Annotated in this window: 17 protein-coding genes and 1 pseudogene; 4 read left to right on the top strand and 14 right to left on the bottom strand. The window is 38.8% G+C overall.

From position 1 onward, the window contains the following. Window positions 1-21: 21 nt before the first annotated feature. The 4 genes from E4K67_RS27150 to E4K67_RS27135 all read right to left on the bottom strand — a co-directional run bounded on the left by E4K67_RS27150 (window position 22) and on the right by E4K67_RS27135 (window position 4,248). The gene (locus E4K67_RS27150) at window positions 22-648 is read right to left on the bottom strand and encodes a hypothetical protein (protein WP_135552523.1); all 627 of its coding nucleotides are present in this window, start codon (window positions 646-648) and stop codon (window positions 22-24) included. Window positions 649-823: 175 nt separating this feature from the next. Next, window positions 824-1,537 (bottom strand): hypothetical protein, encoded by a 714-nt coding sequence (locus E4K67_RS27145; protein WP_135552521.1) that lies wholly within the window; start codon window positions 1,535-1,537, stop codon window positions 824-826. Then, window positions 1,534-2,835, bottom strand: coding sequence for a sulfite exporter TauE/SafE family protein (locus E4K67_RS27140; protein WP_135552519.1), 1,302 nt, complete (start codon window positions 2,833-2,835; stop codon window positions 1,534-1,536). Before E4K67_RS27140 ends, E4K67_RS27145 begins: the two co-directional genes overlap by 4 nt. Window positions 2,836-3,777: 942 nt before the next feature. Continuing rightward, on the bottom strand, window positions 3,778-4,248 hold the full coding sequence (locus E4K67_RS27135; RefSeq protein WP_135552517.1) for a hypothetical protein: 471 nt from the start codon (window positions 4,246-4,248) through the stop codon (window positions 3,778-3,780). Window positions 4,249-4,699: 451 nt separating this feature from the next. On the opposite strand from E4K67_RS27135, the gene E4K67_RS27130 reads away from it, so the two are divergent. Next, window positions 4,700-4,942: a hypothetical protein gene (locus E4K67_RS27130; RefSeq protein ID WP_135552515.1), complete on the top strand. Its 243-nt coding sequence runs from the start codon at window positions 4,700-4,702 to the stop codon at window positions 4,940-4,942. A gap of 27 nt (window positions 4,943-4,969) precedes the next feature. On the opposite strand, the gene E4K67_RS27125 is transcribed toward E4K67_RS27130, so the two are convergent. The 4 genes and pseudogenes from E4K67_RS27125 to E4K67_RS27110 form a co-directional block, all read right to left on the bottom strand. Further along, window positions 4,970-5,305 (bottom strand): hypothetical protein, encoded by a 336-nt coding sequence (locus E4K67_RS27125; protein ID WP_135552513.1) that lies wholly within the window; start codon window positions 5,303-5,305, stop codon window positions 4,970-4,972. Window positions 5,306-5,342: 37 nt separating this feature from the next. Continuing rightward, complete coding sequence (locus E4K67_RS27120; RefSeq protein WP_135552511.1) at window positions 5,343-5,969, bottom strand: hypothetical protein; 627 nt, start codon at window positions 5,967-5,969, stop codon at window positions 5,343-5,345. Window positions 5,970-6,009: 40 nt separating this feature from the next. Then, a pseudogene (locus E4K67_RS31230) lies at window positions 6,010-6,276 on the bottom strand (SLC13 family permease); the annotation flags it as partial. 43 nt (window positions 6,277-6,319) lie between these two features. Continuing rightward, complete coding sequence (locus E4K67_RS27110; RefSeq protein ID WP_135552509.1) at window positions 6,320-7,777, bottom strand: SLC13 family permease; 1,458 nt, start codon at window positions 7,775-7,777, stop codon at window positions 6,320-6,322. Window positions 7,778-8,722: 945 nt separating this feature from the next. On the opposite strand from E4K67_RS27110, the gene E4K67_RS27105 reads away from it, so the two are divergent. Further along, a complete protein-coding gene (locus E4K67_RS27105) occupies window positions 8,723-9,334 on the top strand; it encodes a hypothetical protein (RefSeq protein WP_135552507.1) in 612 nt (203 codons plus the stop codon). A 184-nt stretch (window positions 9,335-9,518) separates the two neighbouring features. Here E4K67_RS27105 and E4K67_RS27100 read toward each other — a convergent pair whose 3' ends face one another. Then, window positions 9,519-11,057: an ATP-binding protein gene (locus E4K67_RS27100; protein ID WP_135552505.1), complete on the bottom strand. Its 1,539-nt coding sequence runs from the start codon at window positions 11,055-11,057 to the stop codon at window positions 9,519-9,521. 167 nt (window positions 11,058-11,224) lie between these two features. Between E4K67_RS27100 and E4K67_RS30335 the strand changes: the two genes are divergently transcribed. Next, on the top strand, window positions 11,225-11,386 hold the full coding sequence (locus tag E4K67_RS30335) for a hypothetical protein (RefSeq protein WP_199242667.1): 162 nt from the start codon (window positions 11,225-11,227) through the stop codon (window positions 11,384-11,386). A 91-nt stretch (window positions 11,387-11,477) separates the two neighbouring features. Then, entirely contained in the window at window positions 11,478-11,792 is a 315-nt protein-coding gene (locus E4K67_RS31395) for an STAS domain-containing protein (protein WP_338031922.1), read from the top strand. A gap of 121 nt (window positions 11,793-11,913) precedes the next feature. On the opposite strand, the gene E4K67_RS27090 is transcribed toward E4K67_RS31395, so the two are convergent. The 5 genes from E4K67_RS27090 to E4K67_RS29975 form a co-directional block, all read right to left on the bottom strand. After that, window positions 11,914-13,272 carry a sigma-54-dependent transcriptional regulator gene (locus tag E4K67_RS27090; RefSeq protein WP_135552571.1) on the bottom strand — a complete coding sequence of 453 codons (1,359 nt, stop codon included), beginning with the start codon at window positions 13,270-13,272 and terminating at the stop codon, window positions 11,914-11,916. Window positions 13,273-13,458: 186 nt separating this feature from the next. Then, on the bottom strand, window positions 13,459-14,046 hold the full coding sequence (locus E4K67_RS27085) for a hypothetical protein (RefSeq protein ID WP_243454651.1): 588 nt from the start codon (window positions 14,044-14,046) through the stop codon (window positions 13,459-13,461). A 789-nt stretch (window positions 14,047-14,835) separates the two neighbouring features. Continuing rightward, a complete protein-coding gene (locus E4K67_RS27080; RefSeq protein WP_135552501.1) occupies window positions 14,836-15,381 on the bottom strand; it encodes a universal stress protein in 546 nt (181 codons plus the stop codon). Window positions 15,382-15,595: 214 nt separating this feature from the next. Continuing rightward, window positions 15,596-17,407 (bottom strand): SulP family inorganic anion transporter, encoded by a 1,812-nt coding sequence (locus tag E4K67_RS27075; protein WP_135552499.1) that lies wholly within the window; start codon window positions 17,405-17,407, stop codon window positions 15,596-15,598. Window positions 17,408-17,556: 149 nt separating this feature from the next. Continuing rightward, window positions 17,557-17,718: a hypothetical protein gene (locus E4K67_RS29975; RefSeq protein ID WP_158408592.1), complete on the bottom strand. Its 162-nt coding sequence runs from the start codon at window positions 17,716-17,718 to the stop codon at window positions 17,557-17,559. Window positions 17,719-18,513 lie beyond the last annotated feature (795 nt).

Below are 18,513 nucleotides of genomic sequence, written 5' to 3'. Positions count from 1 at the left end.
CCTTTCCTAAATAATGAAACACTAAGGTGAGATACAGGTGGCATTATTGGAAACTGGCGAATGTTTAATCCATATATTAAGACGATCCTTGTTTTCAATAATCTTTTCTGCTAATCTAGACCCAACATAATGATAGTAATTCTCGCTGTCTTTTCTACAGAAGTAATTTTGAGTGTCAAGGAAGCTTGCACTAACCCCCACTCGATGAAGTAAGGGAATAATATTAGTTTTGTTAATATCAAAGTTCTCCATTGATCTTTCAAATTCATCGCCTAAGAGTGAAGTACTCCAAGACTTAGGTCCTTTTTCAGGTTTAATTTCATAAACACGCCTCAAAAATTCAAAAGCAAAGGCACCAAATGAAAATAGAATGGTAGGTTTGTACTTCAAGGCAATTTCTCTGAACATCTCAATTTCTTTAGCTACTTCGGGTCCCCACCAATTTAAAGTATTGGGAACAATGCTGATATCTCTAACTGCATTCCTAAAATAAATATCCGAAGAATCAATTCTAGTGTTCAATTTTCTATATACTTTGTCCTGAATCTGATCTAATACAGGTGTCCAATTGTCATGGCTAATAGGATGTTTTGGATTAAATAATATCCAAATTGGATATTCCCTTTCCCCCGACTCTCTCTTCAACATCTCTCAATCCCCTCATTAACAGAGTAAGGCGGTACTAACTAAATACGGGATATAAAAATGCATTTTTGCTAAAATATAAACCTTTTGCCACAACTGATGATGCTCCATTTGTGCCACTAGTTGTAGCAAAAGGTTAGTCAGACATTATATTGGACTATTACAGAAAGACGTCTATTTAAGCTGCCTTCTTTTTCGGTTTACTAACCGTTATCCCTAGGCCGTCAAAGAGATAAAACAGTCCAAAGCCGTACCACACAGTATATATAAGGTAGAAGCAGAGTAGGAAGGCGAGAGCAGTTGTATTTTCGCTAACCTTCTTTATTTCAACTCCGTAGTAGTTGTAGGCTGGCTCAAGTGCCTTTTGTTGAACTTTGACCAAGTCAAATTCCTCTTGGAACTGCGCTTTAGATTTCAGTGCGGCGTCAATTTTCTTTAAGGAATTGTTCCAGTTGTTGGTTGCTTCACGGCCATCATAACCATATTTTGTTTCCAATGCTTTACTATCATTGTGATACATGAAGTCGCTGTCAGCTACGACGGCTCCTAGGATTTTGCCATAATCTCCGTCGATGGTCACCGAAGCATCTTTAACCGTCACAGTTGCACCTGCTGTAGTGTACAATTTACCCCATTTTACGGCGTCTTCTGCAGATGAAGCTTTAATCGTAAGGTTGATGGGTTTTCCCTTTTGACCATCAGCAACTTTTTGTGCGTCCTTGATGAAATAGGCTGAGCCCTTAGATAAAGAGTTAAACATATCATCAGCGTATTGTAGACCATTCCTGCCGTTACCGAAGTTTGGGGACATCATGCCAACATAGCATAGTACAAAACTCAAGATCATAACTAGACCGATGGAAAAAGTCTTTTTGTTTCGAACTAAACTCATTGGGAAACACCCCCTTTGCTTAAATTGACATCATTATCCGCAGCCGACTCGGCTCGGAGCTTCGGTACATTAATAATAAATGTGCCGATGATCCAGATGGCGAAGAAGGAAACTAGGCCGAAGAATAACCATACTCCAATCTTGGTGATTAACGCACCAGCGGATGCTGATAGGGTGATATAGCCCATTTGTGTTAATTTCTCCGGCAGAGCAAATAGTCTGTTGACAAAACCAGCCAATATTGCTAATGCGTAGAAGGCCTTAATCTGGGTGCCAGGGACCACTTTGGTGGTAATAGCGCCTATTTGGATCCCGAATAGCGAACCTAGTAGCATACCCATGGCAAGTGTGTAGAACACATAACCGTAGATCGCATACTGCGCTATGGAACCGTAACCAGCTGTAAAAATAATCTGGAATATATCTGTACCCACAGTTGTTGCGGTGGAAATTCCCAGTCCGTATACAAACATTGGGAAGGTAACAAAACCACCGCCAACACCTAGGATGGAGGCTAAAAAGCCTGTCACAGCACCGCAAAGTGCTACAAAAACACCTGATATCTTTCTCCCGCCGGGGACTACGTTCTCATCGAATTTAATCATAGGAGCAAGATTAATGGATTGCAACTTTGCTCCTAGGGCTGTCATTTCTTCCGGGCCGCCGTGAGCATCGCCACCGTCCTTAGGAGCATTTTTCCTAGAACCAAGATACTCGCTCAGTGAGAAGATACCCAGGAATCCCAACAGAATCACGTATATCGAACTTATTACGAAATCACTCATTATAGGATTAAAGTTATATAATGCACGATTTATTGTACCGCCGCCTGTAACTCCCAGTCCCGAACCAACCAGAAAGGCGATGGCGAGACCCGCATGAACGTTACCCATTTTCTTGTGTAGGGTTGTGCCCATGATAGCTTTCGCAAAGATGTGAAACATGTCGGTACCTACTGCCAATATACCCTTAACTCCTAGGCTCATCAGTGCTGGGGTGATAACAAAGCCCCCCCCTGCACCTATACACCCTGTAATTAGGCCAGCAATGACACCCACTGCTATGGAGCCATAAAAAGTTGCAGGTGAAAAAAAGGATGGTCCGAAGGCTGCTTTACCGCCAATGAAAGCTGGTAGAGTAGCTGCCGCATGAGCCATTGCCGGGATGAGTAAGGGCAGAGCCATTATGAACAATATTAATAATTTCTTGCGATTTTTGATAATGCTAAAAGACGTTTCAATCTCCCACTGGGCGTGAGCCCTAGATGCGTACATAAAGGAGTTGTATAAACTTTTCATTCTAATGTTTCCCTCCTCCAATGTTGTTCTCTTTTAATAAAAATAAGATTTTAGTTATTACACGTCCTCACTTTTCTGAAGGTTTATGATATAATAACTAATGAGAAATTACTTTCGCGGCCTTTTATAGGCTGCTTTTTTCTTAAAGAGGTACCTCATCTTACTTCATAGCTACTCTGATGACTGTCCCTAATTTGTGATTTATAGGACAAAACTAAGGCTAAGATTTCGCCTATGCGCTACAAAGATGTATCATATTCTGGTCCTCCTCAATTATAAGGGGCAAACATCTACTCTCCTTTCCTTCGAACTTCCTTTCACAAGTAAAGAGTAACATTGCATTCGAATGCTGTCTATAGTGTAATCGTATCTCTATAATCAAGGATTTCTATAGCAAAATTACTTAAGATCTGTAAAAAGGCTGAGATATCGCTGTTTTTGTAAAAGAAACAAGCCGAGTTACTCTACTTAGCGCTTTTCATTCATTTAATAAATCAAAGCTATTTTCTCCGAAGTTGACGATTACTGTATAGCAAAGCACTTGATTCTTAAGGGTTTGGATTAATGAAAGCACCCAGAGCAAATGCCCTTTTAGCTTTTCAGTTGCATTAAGTAGTACGTCGGTACCTTTTCGCAGCCATTATTTTGTACACCATTTTATTGCATTACAAAAACCAAATCTTTTTAATCAAAATACCAACAACCCACTCGGATAAAACAGAAATATAATTATGATTAAAGTAGGGTCTAAGAATTCGATAGCTCAAACCTTTCTCTAAAACGCAAAATGAAGTGTCGCCATGCAACACTTCAAAATAATCTCAGATGATTTTATTAATTCTACAAGTCAGCTTGACTGACCTGCAAGGTTATTATAAATAGCCCAATTTCCATAATGGACGAGATACTCAGTATTTGGGGCGACTCTTCTTAAATCTAATCTTAGTATCCTGAAGATGCGACTGGGGCATTGTTGGAAAGAATATTGTAGTGATTCATATCGATTACTCCGCTCATCCAGGATTCTGAAATCACGTTTGCTTTCTTTTTGTCGAAACTATCTCTGACCGGGCAAGTTATTTGGATAATAAAAACTTCTTCTGAGGGGTTCCCACCTAACTCCTGAATCATTAGTGTAGCAACGTCAGTTGGTAAATCATTTAATTCCTCCTGACTAAATGGAACATCTGGTCTGATCTCCAAGGTAGCATAAAATGCACGTTTGACCATACCTTCTTGGAGAACGGTTCCTACACTTGTGCTCAGAGTAGCCACAGGACGTCTAGCTCTAACCCGATTATTTAATAGTTCAAACTTGAAATTACGATTACCCTCTGATCGAGACACTGCTACAACCTTTAAAAACTTGCCCCGAGTGTATCTTACCCCATAATCAAGGGATTCTTCTCTCATTGATAACCCTCCTTTCACTTGAAGCGAAATGGTAAGTGTGGTAATTTTCTTCAATCCTTAACTGTTGTAATCTGAAACGCGATTAAATTTCTTAGCGACCTTTTGAGGCAGCTTTTTATATTTTAGCAAAATGATAATATCAAAATTTTTACTTCTTCACTGGACTGCCTTTTTTACTTTCTTAAGTCAGCCTCCTTTTTCTTCCTGTTTGTTCACTATCCTTACAATTAAAGATTATCATCGGATTAAAATCACGTATATAGCAAAACAAAATGCTTATAATCAATTTCTACAATGGTAAATTCACGGGACAGAAAACAACTTAAAGGCTCAAAGTATGTGGCCGTGGTAATAATATCTCTAAAAATGCGCAATGCTATCCACTACTGGTAAACGCTATCATTTAATGAGAAAAGGTCTAAGCAAGCATCGTAGAAGGGAGAACTGATGCATGGAAAACTCCAAGGAATCTCTCGAATTACTTTTAGAATTTGAAAAGAAATATTGTAACTCTTCAAAGCTTGCTAACTCTCAAATGATGTATTGGTATTACAAGATTTTAGGGATTAGTTCATGGAAAGAAGTAATCCCAGAAATTGATAATTGGGTCTATCATTATGAGCGCTTCTTGGATTGCGGTGGAGATCCGTACCAGTTAAAACAAGCAGATAGTTTTCTCGGAAGGTACTTTTAGCGAATGACGAATCTAGTCATTACGGTCTTACTGCGTTCGTGGGCGTACTCCTGTAAAATTACTAACCGACTCTAGTAGAGTACTCGCGACTGATTTCTCTTCCTTATCGGCCATTTCACAATTCAAAACCGCGTTGGCCCTCTCTAAATCGATAGTTGATGCAGCATAAATCTTAATATCAGTACTGAAAATAGTCTCCGAATCGCTTTGAGGAACAATAATCAGATTTTCTAACGTTGAACCTTTATCCGGCCTATCTCCGTTGATTGAAACACTTCCACCGACTTCTTTTACAATCCTAATAAATGTGTTCAAAGCATGGAGAGATGTGAAATCAATAGTAGCCACATATTTAACTTCCATTGTCCATCCCCTCAATTCTAAAAAATGTGTTTTGAATTTACTTCATCCAGATATCTAGACTAGCCCTGTTCTGAATAACCTTTTCCGCAATCTTTGTTCCAACATCCTGAAAGTATTGTTGTTGGCGGTCACTACCACTGAAAGAATCATCTGATTTTATTAACTTGTCACTGGTAATCACTCGGCGAAGCAAGGGAATCATATTAGTCTGGATAACATCAAACTTCTTAAGTGATCGTTCAAATTCATCCTTTAAAATTGACGCACCCCAATACTTAGGTCCCTTTTCTGGTTTGCTCTCGAAGACACGCCTAACAAATTCATAGGGAAACGCACCAAAGGAAATCAACATCTTGGGATTATATTCAAGAATAATTTCCCTTAATGACTTTATTTCTGTGGCTACTTCATTTCCCCACCAATTTAATGTATTAGGAACTATTCCACAATCACTGACTACACTCCGGATGTAAATATTTGAAGTGTCGATTCGAGCATGTATTTCTCGATAGACTTTGTCCTGAATCTCATCTAAGACATGTCTCCAAATATCGCTGACAACATCTGGGTATTTTGGATTAATTAATAGCCAAATTGGATAGTTTCGATCTCCTAAATCTCTATTAACTAAAGGTATATATTTATCGCGTGCAAAGCCGGACAACGAATTCCCACCTTTCACACCTTTTAAAATTGGTTACTCAAGCGCCAAGGGATAATGACCACCAGAGAGGGTTAAGGTCTGGAATACCACCAAAGCGTCCCATATCCTCAACCAAGGGGATCATCGTCGCCACAAAAGGAATATTATCTACAAAGGCCGAGGCAATAGCAGAGAGCCAAAGGATTAACATTCCAGTAGGCAACATCGCTCCACCGGTAAGTTTTAAGCCCTCTAGTGCTATCCACTCTATGACTCCGACATGTTCCAATCCTCCAACCAAGATAAATAGTCCAGCAAAGAAGTTGATACACCTAGATCGACGACCTAAGTGTATCAGTTTTAACTACTTACTACCTTATAAGTGGAGACAAACCAACTAATGGCCAGTAGGTAAATGTCATGAGTACTAAGACGCCCATGATTAAAGCGCTGGCCGGAATACCACTCACAAAAAATTCTCCTGTAGTAAACTGTTTAGATTCATAAGCCATAGCATTAGGAGCTGCGCCAATCAGTAGTAAGAAAGGCATACCAGCCATTGCGGTCGCACCGTAGAGGACCAACTCTGGATTAACTCCTAAATATTGAGCCATAACGAGTGCCACCGGCAGGGTAATGGCAATAGCGGCCACATTCATAATAAAGTTTGTCATAATCATTACCAAGAAGCAGACAGCTATCAAGAACACCAACCAAGGTGCGCCAGCCAACATTCCTAACCACTTGATCGCAATCCATTGAGCTGCGCCTGTCTGCCATAGACAGAAACCAATACTCATAGCACCAGAGAATAATAAGACAATGTTCCAAGGGATTTTCTTCTCCAGATCTTCAACTGTCAATACATTGGCGAGGAAGAATAATATTCCTGCGATTAGCAACGGGACTGAACGGTCCATGGTCTTTAAAGCAGGAATAATTGCTTGCAATACAAGCATAGCCAAAGCGAAGAAAACAACAGTCCCTACAAATTTTTCCTGTTTGCTAATAGGACCAAGTTTTGCATACTCTGATTTGGCTTTAGCACGCAAGCCGGGGATATGAGATTTTTCTGGCTTATAAATGACCATTAACAATGCCCAAATCAGAAATACTGTTGCCCAACCAAAGGGAGCTAAATGAATGGAAAAGTCGACAAAAGAAACTTCTTTCCCTGTAAACTCTGTATAAAAACCTACTGCCGCTGGGTTACGAGCACCACCAAGAAGGGTACAGATACTTCCCGCACCAGCAGTGTAAGCCATCCCTATGAATAAGGCCTTACCAAACTTGGTGGGCTTGCCGTCGTGATTATCACCATTATACAAGGACAAAATAGTCACTAAAATTGGAAACATCGTTGCTGCCACGGCCGTATGAGCCATGATATGGGTTAATAATGCAGTGATAACAAAGACCCCTAATAGAATCTTTCGGGTATCTTCACCGACAACGTCTAACATTTTATAGGCAATTCTCTTAGTAATACCCGCTTTGGTGAACGCTAAACCGATTAATAGTGATCCTAAAATAAACACTACCGTGGGATCCATAAAATCTCTAAACGCTTCCTTTGCAGGACGTATAAGGAATAAAGCTTGAACAACACCAATCATTAGACTGGTGACGCCGATGGGAGTTACCTCAAATACCCACCATATACTGGCTAGAAAAAACAAACCGATCGCTGCTTTACCTTGTTGGCTTAACGCAAAAGCTTTACCGGAAGGATCTACCGCAGGTCCAAACTGTGGAGCATAAAAGAATACTAAAAATAATGCTACGCCAAGTAAAATAAAGAAAATGCGTTTTGCATTCTTACCATTCATTATTAGTACACCCCTCTTTCTTGTTTAGGTGCCCATCTGTTCAGCATTTATGGCTATTAACAGTCAACACTGAACAAAATCATACACTTTTCCAAATTTCATGTTATAATAGTATTACGATTAAATTTCTTAGCGGCCTTTCGAGGCTGCTTTTTTTTGATCTCAAATGTTTTCTGACTACAAGACTTATACAATTTATTTGTTCATATAACCAGCCAATTACTAAGACCCTTACCCATTAAAGTTTAGAAATTTCAAAGAAGTGATAAAACTCCTCAAGCCTCCTTTCTTTTGATCATGTGACTCTGCTCACAATCAAAGATTATCATTGAGCTTAGCTTCGCGTCTATAGCAAATCAATATGCTCTTAATCGCTTTACGCTATTGCCAATACAAAGTTCTTTGAACAATTTCTGTGATATTTGCTCAAATTATTAACACGATGCTTCTTTGCGCCTCATTACAAGTGAAATATGCGCCTAACTAGGGGTTCACTTCCCGAAACTTCTCTATTGCAATTCATAGAGACAATAATGAATCTTCTCACTCCCCTTTCTCAATCAATCAGAACTATTATGGAAATAAACGCTCCTAAGAGAAAATTTTCTCTTAGGAGCGTTTATTTTTCAAAGTAAAATTATCTCAGTAGGGGCCAAATGCCTTAATTTGAGGTTCCATTTATGATATCTCATTAGCAGTATGAATACAGACAACTCACTTGTAATTGTTCATAAACAAACACAAGTGAAGATACCTGTTATCAAGCGCACAATCAGGAGAATCTTGATTCTTTTAAAGTAGTTTGAACTCCTTTATCTACTTATTCAGCATTTTAGATGTCTGAAAACACACATAATTTATCCGCAAAACGGGTAAAATGGGTGGCATGATAATTGCATAAATGATTACTTGAGTAGCACTAAGACAAAGAAAGGTGGGATTCGTTTGTCCAGCTCAGTACTCAATAATTATTCTACTTATGTTGTCGATAAAATGAAGATAGTATCCGGAAATAAGGATTGTCCGATTTGGTTATTAGTTAATCCCAAACATTACCATGACATTCACGATATTTGGGCATTAATAATGTATGAAATTCAGGACAAGGTGTATCGTAAACTTCATGCAAGAATTGATAGTAGAAATATTTTCATGATGAGTGCGTTTAGCGACATCGGCAGAGTTCCTAATGCCTTAATTGAAGCAGAGGTAGCCAAAGAAATTGTGATGTTAAGAAAAAGCATCCTTGAACATCAACCCAAACTTCTAATTACTTTCGGTACCATTACAAATGAGTTTGTGAGGCGTGTCTTTGATATCACTCCTAATAATGGGCCTAAGTATTGGAGCACTAGTAACTTAGGAGATGAATTTGAACGATCAATTGCAAACTTTGATATAAGTCGAACAAATTGGATTCCCTTAATTCGCCGAGCAACTAAAAGTTATAAGCACAATAAAGATTGGACAGACAACGAAAGTCATTATCATGATGTTGCAACAAAGATTGCCGATAGGATCATTGAAAACAAGGATAGTCTCAAAATATGGATTTAATAAACGGCGCTTCTCCAAGTCTTACCTAAAAAATAATTATTAATTGGTCTCCATTTAGAAAAAAAATAATGGTTCAGGATTCTTCACCATAACCATAAATAATTCACCATCGCCAAATAATAATGCACTCTAACGGGCAGATATCCTATTAGGAGAGTTAAGATCATCATTATTCTGATGATCATTAGAGTGGTAAACCTGTTCTTAATGGAAGTGTATTCGATTTGGGAATACTTACTGTCATAGTAGTTCCTTTAGGGGAAGTTTCAGAAACCCAAATTCTACCCATGTGCATGTGAATTATTTGATAACTAATGGATAGTCCTAAACCAGCCCCATCGTCTCTTGTCGTGTAAAAGGGATCAAAAACGCGCGGAAGATCATTGATCTCGATACCGGAACCTGAATCAATAAAATTAATTTCAATATCCTCTTCTTTGATAATTGATTCGATGATAAGTTTACCTCCACCCTGCATTGCTTGGGTAGCATTTAAAATTAAATTAACAAAAACCTGTTTCATTCGGTCCATGTCAATGTTTACAAGAGGAAGATTAGATTCAAACCTCTTCTCCAATTCAATTTTATTTTGCCGCAACATTGGATAGGTAAACGTTAGAACGGATTCTAACAATCGATTTAACTCGGTGGGACTAACGATAGGTTTACTAGGACGGCCAAAATCTAACAACTCTTTAATAACATTATTGCCCCGATCTATTTGCTCACAAATAACCTTAGAATATTCTTTCAATCCCTGTTGGCTTTTAAACTCTCCCTCCATAACCTGGACAGTCGCTTTAACAATCGCCAAGGGATTTCTTAATTCATGTGCAACTCCAGTAACAAGGCGACCAAGTGCTACCAGCCTTTCGGAGCGCATTAATTCTTCTTCCAGTCGCTTTTTTTTCTTTAGGTTATCTGCCATATTGTTAATAGCTTGGACGACTTCTCCAATTTCCCCTGGCATAGCAGGTAACCTTTTATCACTATCTTCCTCCATACCCAAGATTCCATTTTTGATCAGCTGTACTTCAGCAGCCAAGTTATGAATGACGTAAAGAGCTGCTCCTAGGCCAAAGATCAGTCCCAACAGCGTCAAGATTCGAGTGATTAGACTGAATTGCCTACTCTGAGCAAATACTGGATGAACCTGTTCGTCTGCCCAGGCTATAGCAATTAAATTCCCCTGCTGCATAACGGGCATTAAGTATTCAAACGCTTGGTTACCAAGTGAGCCTGCGATACGGGAAAGTGGTTTTTTAGTTGCATTAACAGCTACAAGCCCCGAGGAAGCCTCGTCTAAAATTCGATACTCTCTTGCTTTCATTTCTTCAGGCGTTTGAGGCCGGTATTGGTGGAGAAAACCATAAACGTAAAGGTCATTTGTTTCAGGAATATATAGCCCCAAGCGTACTCCTGGGTTTCCATCCGCCAATGGTTTGGCAATTACATCAAAGGCATTGCTGATTATGCTTATATCCATAGCTGTGAGGTGGGAGTTGAATTCTACATTGGAACGGTCCAGAACTTCAGATAATCCCTGAACTGTTGCGTTAACCATGGTACCCAATCGTTCTTCCTTTGTTTTTAAGAGCATTTCATCTTTGGCACCTGAAAAAAATATGTCATACGTCATCACCAGGATGGGGATTAACAGGATGGCTGCAACAGTGACCATAATTTGTGTTGCAAAGGATTTATTTTTTAGAATTCTTAACAATTCAATCCCTCCAATAGTTCGAATTCAAGACAATACACTTACTTGTGTTCGAAAACAAACAAAGGGGAATACTTGTGTATAAATAGGCCACACAGCTAGAGATAAATAATGTTAAAGACAGCAAGATCGTAGTTTCAAAAACCTATAAACACATAGGAGGGATTTTCATGACTACTAATCAATTCACAGACTGGGTTCAAGAAGTATTTGACTCATGTAATGTTCATAATGAAATAGAAACTAGCAGGCTAATTATTGAAGTGATGCGGAAATTCCACTCTATAAACAATGATAAAGTTCAGGAGCAAGTAACTGTGGTAAAGTTGTAGCCTGTTTTAAAAATTTGGGAAATGTAAAATTATCATGCTTTAGGTATCGGTATTTTTACCATTGCAGTATTATTAATATGTAAAAAAATCAATAAGAATTTGCCTAGAGCGTTATTGGGGTGACGGTCAATTTGTAGAACAGATTGTCAACGGGGAAAGTAAGTCTATCTCTATCTTTCAACTAGAAAGAAACTTGTGCTTTGGTTCTTCGGCCGATCTTGAAAATAAATTGAGTGACTCATACTCAGACTCAAAAATTTTCCTAATTCATTTCAAAGGCGTTTCAATTTTTGATGTTACTGCGTTGGAAGTAATCGAAGTTCCCTCTCCACTGAAGCGGAGTACAGGATCCCACTCACTCCCACTTGTAGAAGTGGGAGTGAGTGGGATAAAATTATCCTCATGACTAACGTAACGGCTTTATTTAAAACTATCAGAAACTGATTATTAGCATAATCAGTTTCTGATAACTAATCTACTCCGGTATATAGCTCTGATCAAAGACTATAAGATCGTCAATGTTATTTTTATAACTTTAATTGGTACTTTTGAGCCCTATAAAGAAGTGCCGATCGAGTAAGACCTAGCAGGTGGGCCGCTTTTGTTTGATTCCCTCTACTTTTCTCAAGAGACTTAAGAATCAGCTCTCTTTCGACCTCATCAAAGGAAATCCCCTTGTCTGGGAAATTAAGAATCAAACCTTGATCGGCAGCGCTTTTTCGGTTTTCAAGTTTTTGAATTTCCTTTGGTAGATGGTTGATCTTAATGTCATTTCCCCGTGAGAGGATAACAGATCTTTCAATTACGTTCTGCAACTCTCGAATGTTCCCAGGCCACTCATAGTTCATCAGTAAACCTATAGCTTCTGGAGAGATCATTTGTTCCTGAGAGGGGTTAAATTTTTGAAGAAAGTGCATGACCAATAAAGGGATATCTTCTGTTCTCAAACGTAAGGGTGGAATATGAATCGGCAAAACATTTAATCGGTAGTACAAATCTTCTCGAAAAGTCCCGTTTTTAATACAATCCATAGGATCGCGATTAGTAGCTGCAATAATCCTTACATCTATTTTAATACTTTCGGTTCCACCTACCCTTTCAAACTGCCTTTCCTGAAGAACTCGCAGCAGTTTTACTTGCATAGAAAGTGGCATTTCAGTGACTTCATCTAAGAAAATTGTCCCTTTGTCGGCCAGCTCAAAACGGCCAATTTTTCGTACGACAGCACCTGTGAAAGAGCCCTTCTCATGTCCAAATAACTCACTTTCCAGTAACGACTCTGGTAGCGCTGCACAGTTGATAGGCACATAGGATTTGTCCCGGCGATAGCTTAGGTTGTGGATCGACAACGCGGTAACCTCTTTGCCTGTTCCGCTTTCTCCAGTAATTAATACCGTGGCATTACTGTCAGCTACCCTCTCTATTAGAGTGTTAACTTCTTGTATCGCTGGACTGTTACCTAAGATTCGACCGTGTTTCTTGTTTAGTTCAGAACGTAGAAAAACAACTTCTTCCCGTAAACGACTAACCATTAAGGCCTGCTTTACAACGATCTTAAGCTCGTCAAGGTCAAACGGTTTAGTAATATAGTCAATTGCCCCTAGTTTCATAGCTTCGATGGCAGTGTCAATAGTCCCATGGGCAGTTATCATAATTACAGGAAGCTTTGGAATGAGGTCTTTAGCCTTTACCAATACTTCTAACCCATCCATTTCAGGCATTTTGAGATCAAGAATGACTAAGGAAGGTGTTTCATTCTGAATTAGTTCTAAGCCTTCTTTCCCCCGGGTGGCAGTTATCACCTGATATCCTTCCTGGCGGAGGCCTTTCTCGAGAGCCCAACACAGATGCTCTTCATCATCAATGATAAGTATCTTATTCAATATAAACACTTCCTTCGCTCAACGGAAAGTGAGTTACAAATTATTCTAAAGGCAAGGCGCTTACGGCATTAGTAATTTTCAGGCTGTTAGTCTCTTTGGAGTATGCACCTTCGTTAGCGTCACCAGTAATAAACGTCACTTTAGACTTTCGTTACCGAAATCTCCGTAATGAACTTTAGCTGATTTAGATCACTTAATCCAAATATCCATATTTCCCTTGTTCTCGATAATCTTTTCAGCGATTTTTGCGCCTACGTGTTGGAAATAAGTTTCTCGGTCAGTCCGAGACAGAAAATTACGATTTTCTATGAACTTATCAGTTGCAATGACTCGACGAAGTAAGGGAATCCTATTAATTTGATTTATATCAAAGTTTTCAATTGCTTTTTCAAATTCATCTTGTATAATAGATGAGCTCCAAGCTTTAGGTCCTTTTTCTGGTTTTACTTCAAAGACTCGTCTCGTAAATTCATAAGGAAATGCACCGAAAGAGATTATCATTTTCGGTTTGTGCTCCTGGACAATCTCTCTATAAAATTCAATTTCTTTAGCTACTTCCCTCCCCCACCAATTTAGTGTATTAGGAACTATTCCACCATCGTTAACAGCACTTCTAATATAAATATCTGAAGTTTCTATTCTCGTTTGAAATTCCCTAAATACCCTATCCTGTATCTCATCTAGTACAGGTCTCCAAATATCATGGCGAACTGCAGGGTATTTTGGATTAATGATCAACCATATCGGATAATTCCTTTTTCCCAATTCTTGTTTCATGATGTCACCTTCTCGAAAAGTGTTATTAGGTGATAAGCAGGACACTAGGAACCCCACCTTTCTAATTCTTATACTACCAACACCTAAGAAAGAATTCTTTCATTTATGAGTACGATAAAATTTCTTAGCGGCTTTAACAGCAGCTTTATAATTTCAAAAACAACTTTGAATAGCAAGCTCCTATATCTGCTCTGACCTCCTTTTTTCAAACTATGTGTATTTACTCACAATTAAAGATTAGCATTATGGACGTAGTCGTGTCTATAGGAAATCAATACCGGCATAATCACGATATCTTATTACGAAAATATATTGTTGATTAGTTTGGTATCCATTACCCGGATTCATCAAAAATAGGGCATCACACAAAACGGCATCATCATTAATTCTCGAAGAAGAAATAGACTTCTTCTTCGAGAATTAATGAAAGTCAGTTGTCTTTTCTGGCATATTACTCTTAAGTTATGATCATTCAATACGCCAGTACTCGAATAACTTTGCCTTCAGCTGTAAGCAGTTATATGCACAATTCATAACAACCCTTACGTTGCTATATTGTTACTCAAGACAATTGTATCACAATCCGCTCGAGTTATGGTTAAACCGCCCGTAGCACATCTACCCCAGCGAAGCAAAGTACGGGTCCCACTTCCATGGTAATAGTTGAGGTCTCACTAATGGGTAATTTTCCATCTTCAGCAATGTATTTTAAGCAATAAGATGCCCCATGGAAATCCATGGGGCATAAGTAGCAACACGTTGGTTACATTATTTGCGACGAAATTACGTTTAAGAATTGTCCGCACAGTAACTGTCAATGAACTCTTGAGACAGCTTCTTAATGAGCAATACTGGTATAGTAGACTTATTAAGAACGGAATGTGCCAAACAACCAAAAATCAATCCCTTTAATGTGGTAAGACCGCGAGTACCCATAATGATCAATTTAAATTGCTTTTTTGTTGCATATTCCAAGAGTGCATCTACTGTATCAGTAATACTAGGATTAGAGTATATCACTTGGTGACTGACGTCCAGTCCTCTCTTAGTAAATATTTCGTTAGTTTTGTTGAGGATCTCATTATATTGATTTTTGACAACTGTATCAGATTCATCGATTACGAGTTTCATCCAATCCGCGGTAGGGCTAACTGGCCAGGTTTCTTTCCAACTATATTCTGCCCCGCTAGAACCTTCATCACTTTCTTGTACCTGCACAACGGTTAAATGCATATTAGGCATATTCTTAAATAGTGTAGCAGTGTAGACGGCCGCAGAAAAAGACTGCTGAGATCCATCCGAATAAAGAAGTACATCAAATTTCGACTCATTCATGGGCAATACCCCTTTCCTAAAAGAATAAGGCTTATTGTGCAGCCTAACAGGCTGTATATCCTTACTGATCATTATAACGGGACTTTGCAGATGAGACAATAACTATTAAACTGTTACCATCTGTCACAAGTAGTTTTGTTCGTTGCTATTTTGCTTGTCGCCAGCAGATAGCTGGATTGGTCTAATGGCTTGTCAAACATGTGGTAAAGTTTTTTTATAACGAAGCGGTGGACTTATTTGTCCCACCAGTACTTCCATTGAAATTTGTAACAGATTCTAGTAGTGTACAAGAGGCAGATTTTTCTCCACTATCAGTGGGATCACAGTTGATGGCTGATCTTGCCTTCTCTAAGGCGTTAGTGGAAGATGCAAAAATTTCATTCTCCGTCATGAAAATGTTTTCTTCGCCGATATCAGACGTTACATTTGAATTTTTTAGCAATGAGTTTAGTTCTGACTTTACACCACTAATGATAACGATACCACCTGCGTCTTTTACCGATCTAAAAAATATTTTCAAAGCATTAAGGGATGTTAAATCGACACTCGTAACATATTTCATTCTTAAAATGAAAACTTTAGCTTTATCGATTAACCCATCAAGCTTTGTTTCAAGATCTTCGGCAGAACCGAAATATAGATTTCCTTCTAATTCAATAATTAAAATATCGACTTTGCCTTTGACCGATTCAATTTTCTTCTCAATAATTTGTGAATCTTTTCCCTGTGACGGGATAAGAATTCTAACAGGTACTTTATTGGTATCTTTCAAATACAACATGATAGAAATGGCAATTCCCGTGTAAATTGCAAAATCCAGGTGCGGCATGAAAATTGTCGCTAAACAGGTTGCCCACATGGCCAGAGAATCAGACTTGAATTTACCCGCTTTTACAATATGGGCGATCTCCTTTTTGTCAATCATGTTGTATGAAATAACCATGATTACGCCTGCAAGACAAGGATTGGGGATATACTTTGCAAAGCCACCTAAGAATACAAGAACTAACGCAACAAGCACACCTGATAGGATTCCCGCAATTCTTGTAGCTGCGCCGCTATGATAGTTAATGGCAGAACGTGTAAAGGAACCTGATCCTGCAAAATTCTGAAAGAAAGAACCAACTAGATTTCCAATACCTTGGCCAATAAATTCTTGGTTAGCATCAATTTTCTGCCTCGAAGTGGTCCCAATGGATTTGGCAATTGATATGGCCTCTACCAGTCCAATGATAGCAATGGCTATCGCACCACCAAACATAGCCTGAACGCCTGCAAGGCTGAACTGTACCATTACGAAAGGAGGTAATGTGGATGGAATAGCGCCTGTGAGTTTGACACCCTTCTGATCTAAAGCAAAGATAACAATAAAAATAACTGGTATGATAATTCCAATTAAGGCACCGGGTAAGCTTTTATTAATCCTCTTACAAATCACTATTATTACCATTGTCATAACCCCAAGTCCGAGTGCATACAAGTTCGTTTGGCTTAAGTGGGTTAAGACGTAATAAAACTTCGTGATGGTTGACATATGTGATGAATCTTTTATAGATATGCTCAGTAGGGTACTTAGTTGACCGAGCGCAATTAAAACACCTGCACCTGCAGTAAACCCGATAATTACGGAATGGGACACGAAATTGATTACCTTACCCAACTTAATGACTCCAAAGAGTATCTGTAAGGCGCCAACAATAAAGGTCATTAGAAACAATAATTGATAGGCATTTTCTTGTGCCATATAGGGGCTCATACTGCCTGCTACTAGTAGTGCAATAGCGTTGGTTGGTCCAGCAATCAAGTGTTTCGAGCTTCCAAATGCAGAAGCAAAAATCGTAGATACAATAGCCGTATATAGACCATATACTGGACTAACACCCGCAATCAGAGCATACGCCATAGACTGGGGAATAACTACGACTGCAACTGTCAAGGCTGCAATTATATCTTTACTAATATATTCTTTTTTATAGTTTCTAATGGTCCCGATTAAAGGAATGTATTTAAATCGTGATAAGTGCATATGAATCCCACCTTTCAGAATAAGGCTAGCATAACCATGAATCAGGTCTAGCTAAGTATTGATGTCAAAAACGATTTTCATAGCTACTTGTGCCAGTTTGTACACGGTAAAAGGATTGTCCTCCAATCTCAATACACATAAGTTCTAACTTATAAGAGATTGCTTTTGTTTAACCCGTGGTCAACGTTCAGTTTGCTTTGATGCTTTTGGCTCACACTAGTATTCAATGGTTCAATGCCTGGGATTCCACGACTGAAATGCAGCAACGGATGCCCATCGTAGGCAAGAAACGCTGCGAATTCCTCCTTCAACGTCTAATATCCTTGTGAAATTCTTCTCACGAACTAAGAATAACATCGGGTTATAACGAAGTCAATCCTATCATAATCAGGTTAAGCTATTACGAAATAATTATCATTTGAAGTTGTTTGTCACATAAATCCAATTATATGTATATATCGATGCCCTCTAAATAGCATTAATGGGTAAAAGACCTGCGGATTTCCCTATATCCTCAGGGCTTTTACCCTCTCCACGACTACGCCACACGGGCCGAGTACAGTACACGAAGGTGTCTACAAATTGCAATCTGCTGTACTAATGCAGTGAAATACCATTAGCAATTTTGATTATGAAATAATCGCCACAATTGCTTCTAAAGACATAGCGTAAGACCTCAATTGCTCTAATCACTGAGATACTTATGCAAAGTGAACTCGTTCATGGAACAGTATATTTAATAATAATTTCCTCCCGGGCGATATTCTCCAGTTGAAAGTATCGTCAAACCTCTACCTATAAAGGCGCGGGATTAGTATCGTAATTCAAGACCAAAACAAATTACGGGGTACCAATGTTTAGAAGTGGGAGTCTCACGATTGTGCAGAATTCATCTACTGAATTAAAAATAGAACTCCATTTAGTTTAAGAAGTGAGATTTCTAGAATTGGACAAAGGAAAAAGAGTGCAAATCTCGCAGATACGAGAATTTGCACCCTTTCCTACTTACAATCAGTCAAGGAGCATAGCAAAGCTAGCTAAATGATCGATCGATTGATTGTCTTAATGACACGTTCCCTAGTGTTATTCAACACCAAACATATCAA

Source organism: Desulfosporosinus fructosivorans (assembly GCF_004766045.1).
In the GTDB taxonomy this organism is placed as follows: Bacteria; Bacillota; Desulfitobacteriia; order Desulfitobacteriales; family Desulfitobacteriaceae; genus Desulfosporosinus; species Desulfosporosinus fructosivorans.
The sequence above is the reverse complement of the archived record's forward strand: the minus strand, read 5'-3'. Positions and strand labels throughout refer to the sequence as shown.